The 7,636-nt window shown below is 32.6% G+C and carries 4 protein-coding genes and 1 pseudogene; 4 read left to right on the top strand and 1 reads right to left on the bottom strand.

Translation table 11 applies throughout. The features are described 5' to 3' along the window. Positions 1–1,803: gliding motility-associated C-terminal domain-containing protein (locus Q0958_RS18725; RefSeq protein WP_299126065.1), on the top strand; the 1,803-nt coding region annotated here is incomplete at its 5' end. Between the two features lie 10 nt (positions 1,804–1,813). Beyond that, the gene (locus tag Q0958_RS18720) at positions 1,814–2,761 is read left to right on the top strand and encodes a type IX secretion system membrane protein PorP/SprF (protein WP_299126062.1); all 948 of its coding nucleotides are present in this window, start codon (positions 1,814–1,816) and stop codon (positions 2,759–2,761) included. A gap of 76 nt (positions 2,762–2,837) precedes the next feature. Here Q0958_RS18720 and mnmE read toward each other — a convergent pair whose 3' ends face one another. Then, positions 2,838–4,232, bottom strand: coding sequence for a tRNA uridine-5-carboxymethylaminomethyl(34) synthesis GTPase MnmE (mnmE, locus tag Q0958_RS18715; RefSeq protein ID WP_299126060.1), 1,395 nt, complete (start codon positions 4,230–4,232; stop codon positions 2,838–2,840). 380 nt (positions 4,233–4,612) lie between these two features. Here mnmE and Q0958_RS18710 point away from each other — a divergent pair, with 380 nt between their 5' ends. Together Q0958_RS18710 and Q0958_RS18705 are read left to right on the top strand one after the other, a co-directional pair. Then, positions 4,613–5,083: a hypothetical protein gene (locus Q0958_RS18710; RefSeq protein ID WP_299126057.1), complete on the top strand. Its 471-nt coding sequence runs from the start codon at positions 4,613–4,615 to the stop codon at positions 5,081–5,083. Positions 5,084–5,111: 28 nt separating this feature from the next. Further along, positions 5,112–7,636, top strand: a pseudogene (locus Q0958_RS18705) (hypothetical protein); the annotation flags it as partial.

Below are 7,636 nucleotides of genomic sequence, written 5' to 3'. Positions count from 1 at the left end.
GTAAGTATTACACCAGCACAAATAAACAATGGCTCAACCGATAACTGTGGCATCCAATCAATGAGTTTAGATACAACTTCGTTTGATTGTACCAATGTAGGAGCAAATACAGTGACCTTAACAGTAACAGATGTCAACGGAAATGTAGCTACAAACACAGCAAGGGTAACCGTAGAAGATAAAATCAATCCAATAGTTGTAACACAGGATATCACGGTTCAATTAGATACTACAGGAAATGTAAGTATTACACCAGCACAAATCAACAATGGTTCAACAGATAATTGTGGCATCCAATCAATGAGTTTAGATACAACATCATTTGATTGTAGCAATGTAGGAGCTAATACAGTAACCTTAACAGTAACTGATGTTAATGGAAACTCAGATACAAAAACTGCAACGATAACCGTAGAAGATAAAGTGAACCCAACAGTGGTAACACAGGATATCGCGGTTCAATTAGATGCTACAGGGAATGTAAGTATTACACCAGCACAAATCAATAATGGATCAGCGGATAACTGTGGAATCCAATCGATGAGTTTAGATACAACTTCATTTGATTGTAGCAATGTGGGAGCCAATACAGTAACCTTAACGGTAACTGATGTTAATGGAAACACTAATAGAAAAACAGCTACTGTAACCGTAGAAGACAAAGTAAATCCAATAGTAGTAACACAGGATATCACGGTTCAATTAGATACTACAGGAAATGTAAGTATTACACCAGCACAAATCAATAATGGGTCAACCGATAACTGTGGAATTCAATCAATGAGTTTAGATACAACTTCATTTGATTGTAGCAATGTGGGAGCCAATACGGTAACCTTAACCGTGACGGATGTTAACGGAAATGTAGCTGCAAAAACAACTACCGTAACCGTAGAAGACAAAGTAAATCCAATAGTAGTAACACAGGATATCACGGTTCAATTAGATACTACAGGAAATGTAAGTATTACACCAGCACAAATCAATAATGGGTCAACCGATAACTGTGGAATTCAATCAATGAGTTTAGATGTAACATCATTTGATTGTAGCAATGTAGGAGCCAATAAGGTAACCTTAACGGTAACCGATGTTAACGGAAATGTAAATACAAAAACAGCAACGGTAACCGTAGAAGATATAACAGAGCCGATAGCAATAACAAAAGATATTGTTGTTGAATTAGATGAAAATGGGAATGCAACAATTACTCCAGAAGAAATTAATGATGGTTCTTTTGATGAATGTGGAATTGCTAGTTTGCAATTAAACAAAACAGTATTTGAATGTCCAACTTTAACTGTTCATGAGGTAATATTAACAGTTACAGATTCTAATGGATTAACAAGTACAGCTACTGCAGAAATAACTTTTACTTCAAATGATATAGATAATGACTTGATAGCAGATATATGTGATGAAGATATGGATGGAGATGGTGTTTTAAATAATGTAGATAATTGCCCTACTACTTACAACCCAGAACAAGAAGACATAGATAAAGATGGAGTGGGAGATGTATGTGATACATCAGATTTAAACATACCTAAAGGGTTTTCACCAAATGGAGATAACGTAAATGATATATTCATTATAGAAGGGTTACATAAATATCCAAATAACAGATTACAAATATTAAACCGTAGAGGAGTTAGTGTATTCAATACCACAAATTATCAAAATGATTGGAATGGAGTGGTAGAGAATAAATCAAAGAAACTACCAACAGGACCTTATTTCTACATCTTAGAAATTAATGAAGGAATGAAAGTGGTAAAAGGATGGGTTTACATTAATTATTAAATAAAGGAAAATGAAATTTAGAGTAGTATTAAGTATTTTAATAGTTATGATAACAATAGAAGGATATTCGCAGTATGAACCTTTCTATTCACAATATAATAATAACTTCAATTTAATAAATCCGGCATATTCAGGTACGCATGATTTCTTTACATTGACAGCAAATGTTAGAAGTCAATGGATTAACGAACCAGGGAGTCCAAAAACTGGATCATTAACCTTGCATGGAGGACTAGGGAATAATTTAGGAGTTGGATTTTCGGCAGTTTATGATAAAGTTTATGTTTTAAATGAGAGTCATTTATATGGAGATGTTTCTTATGCTATTAGATTGAATGACGAATCAACCTTGTCTTTCGGACTAAAAACAGGAGGAAGTTTTATCAATGTAGATTTACAAAGTTTAGGCATTACGAATGACGCATTGTTTAGTAGTAATATTAATGAGTTTAAATTTAACATGGGAGCAGGGATTTTCTTTTATACCGATAAATTTTATGCAAGTTTTTCTACTTTAAATTTATTAGGAAATAGGTATTACACTAGAGAAGGAAGTACAGTAAATTCAGCAAATGAAAGCCCTATATTTTATGCCTCTTCAGGTTATAAATTTCAAGCAGGTAATCAAATTGAGTTAAAACCATCATTTTTGGTTCGCTATGCAAATGGAGAGCCTATGTCTACAGATTTATCATTGGGAGCATTATATAATAAGCAAATTGAATTAGGGATTTCATATAGGCTAAATAACTCAATAGCTGGGTTATTACAAATGCGTATAAACGATAATACCAAAATTGGATATACTTATGAAAATTATTTAACCAATACAAACCAATACCTTAGCGGATCACATGAAATTAGTTTGACTTTCGATTTAGGTAAAGGAAAATATGGTTATAGATACAGGAATAATAGAAATAAGCAAGAACCACCATTTTATTGGGGAGGAAACTAATTTTAGAGTTTCCCTTTTTCTTATTTTTTACTTTTAGTTATAAAAGAAAAAATGTATTACTTAAAGGAAAGAAAATCTATTTCCCGATACAGAAATTACCAAAAATATGTCCAAGGATATCTTTATCAACATCATATTCACCGGTAATATTACCTAAATGACGAAGACACTCGCGAATATCAATAGCAAATAAATCAGAAGAAATATCTAATTCAATACCATTTTTAACCGATTCAATACTTTCCAAAGCTAAAGTAAGCGCTTCAAAGTGACGAGAGTTGGTAACAATAGTTTCGTTATTGCTTAATGCACCAGTATTTACTAAAGAAGTTAGTTCGGCAGTTAGTTCATTAATACCAGTTTTTTGTTTAGCAGAAAGTAAAATCACATTTTCAATTTCAGATGCTAAAACAGCAGAATCATGACATGAAAGTGTATCAATTTTATTGGCAATAACTAACAAACGCTTGTTTGGAAAACGTTCTTTAATAGCTTCAATTTCTTCTAAGAATAAATCACTAGAATGTATGTATTTATTAGAATCAATTAAGAAAATAATTAATTGAGCATTTTCAGCTTTTTCATAAGCTTTTTTAATACCAATATTTTCAACAACATCTTCAGTTTCTCTAATTCCAGCAGTATCAATAAAACGGAACGCAACACCATCAATAATCATCTCATCTTCAATTGCATCACGAGTAGTTCCTGCAATATCAGAAACAATAGCTTTCTCTTCGTTTAATAAAGAATTTAATAAGGTAGATTTCCCTACATTAGGTTCACCAATAATAGCAACAGGAATTCCGTTTTTCATAGCATTCCCAAAGGCAAAAGAATCAATAAGACGTTTTAAAACAAAGGTGATTTTAGAAACCAATTCTTTAAATTTGGTTCTGTCAGCAAACTCCACATCTTCACCAGAAAAATCAAGTTCTAATTCAATTAAAGCAGCAAAATCTAATAATTTGGCACGTAAATCTTTTAGTTCATTCGTAATTCCACCACGCATTTGCTGAATAGCCATTTGATGACTGGCAGCCGAATTAGAAGCAATTACATCGGCAACAGCTTCAGCCTGACTCAAATCCATTTTACCGTTTAAAAAGGCACGCATGGTAAATTCACCATTATCAGCCATTCTACAACCATTTTTTAAGAATAATTGTATGATTTCTTGCTGAATAAAACTAGAACCGTGACATGAAATTTCAACAACATTTTCACCGGTATAAGAATTTGGATTCTTAAAAATAGATACTAAAACTTGGTCAAGAATAACTCCATTATTTACAATATGACCTAAATGTAAGGTATGAGATTTTTGAGAAAGTAGAGATTTATTCTTTTTTACAGATTGAAAAAAAGCATCTACAATCTCAATAGATTTTTCACCAGAAAGTCTTATAACGGCAATGGCTCCAACCCCAGATGGCGTAGCCATAGCAATAATAGTATCGTTTTGAATCATAATGCAAAATTACCTATTAAGAAGCAAAAAAATATAAAATCTGAAAGGAAATTTTTAGCTTTAAAAAGAGGAGGGGGAAAACCCCTTTTTTTTAACATATCGTTTTTTTTAACAAAAAGATATCCTATATTTGGTATAATCGTTTTTAAAAACTTACGAAAACGTTAACCTCTCAAAAATTAATACTATATCCCAACTAGTGTTAGTTTTTCCTCCCTATATATTTTAAGAATTTATTTTACTATTACTCAAAAACAGTAATACGTTGTTTACGTGCAAAACGTATACCCTTTTACACCCTCTTTTTACCCTAATTAATACCTATTTCTAAATAGTTAGAATTAGTGTGTTATACAATATTATAACATAAAAAAGAATGTATGGTTTATAAAATTACGTTAACAATATGCTTATTAATAACAACAATATTTCAAGGGATATCTCAAAATTTAGTAGAGTTATCTGTAAAGGAATATAGCCAAAAAGCAGACTACGAAAAAGAACATATACATAAGTTGCAAATAAAAAATAAAGGCTTAAATAAAGCTATTTATCAAGTTAACTTAACCAATGTTCTTTGTAAAAAGAAGAATACTGCAATTACAGAATTTGACTACTCATTGTATGATGAGAATATGAATTCAATTCGTAATGAGATAACAGTAGATATAAATGAAATAAAAACATTTTATTTAAAAATAACCAAGCCAAATAACTTAAACCTTGGTAAGTGGAGTTGTACGCAATTAGAAATATCTGAAGTGTCAAATCCAAATGCATTTAGAAGGGCAACCGCCTTAGATAAAATTACCTTAAAGTCATATATACCAAACCCAAATAGCGATAACTAATAAGTTTTTGCTATAAAACTGTTTACTTATGAAAAAAATTACTCACATAATTTTATTGTTTTTTGGGCTGGTCTTTTTACTTGGTTCAGAAGAATTGAAAGCTCAGGTAAAGCAGAGTTTTCAACCTAGATTTTCAGAAGCAGTAAATGGAAACGTAACATTAATAGCTAACAATGTTTTATCTAGACATGAAAGCAATAACTATAACGGAAGTGATGGAAATCACGATTTTACAAACAATGTATTTGTAGATATTGATAATGATAATACGACATTCAATTCAAGTAATGCAAACTTTGTAAATCCAGAACCATCAATCAGTTGCTTAAGTATTAAAAAAGCATATTTATACTGGGCAGCAGCAGATTTAGAAGAAGACGATCCAGATGATGAACCAGATTGGGATTATAACAAAGTAAAATTACAACTTCCAGGAAGTTCAACATATCAAACTATAACAGCAGATCAGGTTCTTTATAGAGGAAGAGATGAAATAGGACATTTTGTAAATGACCCATATATCTGTTTTAAAGACATAACAAACGATGTAAAAGGATTATCATCACCATACGGAACATACCAAATAGCTAATGTTAGAGCAAAAGAAGGAGAGCTAGAATCACATGGAGGAGGAAATACAGGTACATCTGGAGGTTGGCAAATAGTATTTGTATATGAAAGTCCAACAATGCCAGCGAAAAATATATCATTATTTGATGGTTATGCACATGTAACAAGTAGTGTAAATGAGTTTGAAATCGGATTTAGTGGTTTTCAAACTGTACCATCAGGTAATGTAAATGCAGATATTGTAATAGGTGCATTAGAAGGAGATAGAGATTTATCAGGTGATAAACTACAAATAAGAAACGTTAGTAATAACTGGGTAGACATATCTTATAGCCTGCGTAATGCGAATAACTTTTTTAATAGTAGAATAGGAAAAGATGGAACCGATTTTACCAATAGAAATCCAGCAAGTACCAATACATTAGGTTTTGATGCAGATGTATTCCCTTTAAACAATTCAGGGAATTCAATTATTGATAATGACCAAACATCAGCAACAATTAGACTAACATCTAATCAAGAAACTTATGGTTTATTTTTAATAGGACTATCGGTAGATGTATGGAAACCAGATTTAGCGCCATTAATTCTTACAAGTTCACCAACAACAGGTTCTTCTGTAAATGTAGATGATACAGTTAACTTTTCTGTAGATGTTGAGAACAATGGAAATGATCATGTAAGAAATTTAAGTATAGAAGTAGATATACCACAAGAAGTAGAGTTAATACAACCTATAACAGGCTTACCATCTGGCGTAACTTATACGTATAATAGTGGAACGAGAAAGTTAACATTCAATGCTGTAAATGGAATAACAGATGTGGGAGATTCAGCATATACTCTAAATTATCAGGTAGTAGTAAAAGGACAATGTTACTTTTTAGAAAATACTTGCTCAGATAAGTTCCAAATGCAAATGACTGCAAATTATATTGGTGAAGAAAATATGAATTCACAGACAACTGTAAGTTCTAATTCAGTAGATAGTTGTGGTATTGGAGATGAACAACCAAACACTATAAATATTAATCAGCCAAGTGAGGCTAGTTGGACAACTGCAGCAAACTTTTTAGATAGAACTGTTTCATGTGAAGATTCAGCAGCATTACAAGCAGCGCAGCAACTAATACCTGAGTTAAGTTGTAATTTAGCAACAGTAAAAACTTCGGGTAGTTTTGTTCCTTCAGTTAATTGTAGCACAAATGGAACATATACAAATACTTGGACGTTTACTGATGCTTGTGGAAGAGTAAGTGGAACATTTACACAAACAATTACCGTAGAAGATAACACGGCACCAGACTTTACAGTTCCAGCAAACACAACCATATATGCCGCAGCCGATTGTACCTATGATGCAAGTGTAGGAGTAACAGGAGATGTAACCGATGAGTCAGATAACTGTGATACAAGTTTAGAAGCAACTTTTAGTGATTCAGTAGCAGCAGGAAGCTGTGAGGGAGAACAAGTAATTACAAGAACATGGAGCTTAACCGATGATTGTGGAAATACCACTAGTAAAGTACAAACCATCACCGTAGAAGATAACACGGCACCAGACTTTACTGTACCAGCAAACACAACGATTTATGCTGCAGCTGATTGTACATATGATGCCAGTGTAGGAGTAACAGGCGATGTAACAGATGAGTCAGATAACTGTGATACAAGTTTAGAGACAACCTTTAGTGATTCAGTAGCAGCAGGAAGTTGTGAAGGAGAACAAGTAATCACAAGAACATGGAGCTTAACCGACGATTGTGGAAATACCACTAGTAAAGTACAAACCATCACGGTAGAAGATAATACCGCACCAGACTTTACAGTACCAGCAAACACAACGATTTATGCTGCAGCCGATTGTACCTATGATGCAAGTGTAGGAGTAACAGGAGATGTAACCGATGAGTCAGATAACTGTGATACAAGTTTAGAGGCTACCTTTAGTGATTCAGTAGCAGCAGGAAGTTGTGAAGGAGA

Source organism: uncultured Tenacibaculum sp., assembly GCF_947499065.1.
In the GTDB taxonomy this organism is placed as follows: domain Bacteria; phylum Bacteroidota; class Bacteroidia; order Flavobacteriales; family Flavobacteriaceae; genus Polaribacter.
The sequence above is the reverse complement of the archived record's forward strand: the minus strand, read 5'-3'. Positions and strand labels throughout refer to the sequence as shown.